Genomic DNA, 423 nt, shown 5'->3' with positions numbered 1-423 from the left:
GCGCAGCGTTGAGGTCGCTGTGGGGCAACCCGTGGAAGTTCGAGTCTTCTCGACCGCACCAAAAAAACCCGGCTTCGGCCGGGTTTTTTGTTTTTAATCCTGGTGTTAGCCAATTAGGCCTTCTGCCCGGGCGCAACCGGCGCATCCCTTTGTCTTCCAGTCCATATCATGCGTTCGAATAGGGGTGGCGGCCGTCGCTCATCTTGCGCGCGAATGCCGAACGAATTGCCGACGATCCCGTCGTGGCGAGAGCGAGCCTCGAAAGGCGTCGGGGAGGTTCTTCGTTCGCTGGTCTGAAATGCGCGCGCCGAAAGCCGTCTTTTCGCGCCGCGCTGTGAATGCCCTCCCGTCCGTCGCCATCGTTTAATTTGTCCACAGCCATCCCTTGTGCACTCAAGGGGCTTTTGCTACATGCAGCCGCGC

Annotated in this window: 1 protein-coding gene; it reads right to left on the bottom strand. The window is 59.6% G+C overall.

Going from position 1 to position 423, the window contains the following annotated elements; genetic code table 11:
• Positions 1-166 precede the first annotated feature (166 nt).
• On the bottom strand, positions 167-423 hold a 257-nt coding region (locus ASE71_RS36610), incomplete at its 5' end, for a hypothetical protein (protein ID WP_210178859.1).

This window comes from Ensifer sp. Root954 (assembly GCF_001429005.1).
GTDB lineage: Bacteria > Pseudomonadota > Alphaproteobacteria > Rhizobiales > Rhizobiaceae > Ensifer > Ensifer adhaerens.
The sequence above is the reverse complement of the archived record's forward strand: the minus strand, read 5'-3'. Positions and strand labels throughout refer to the sequence as shown.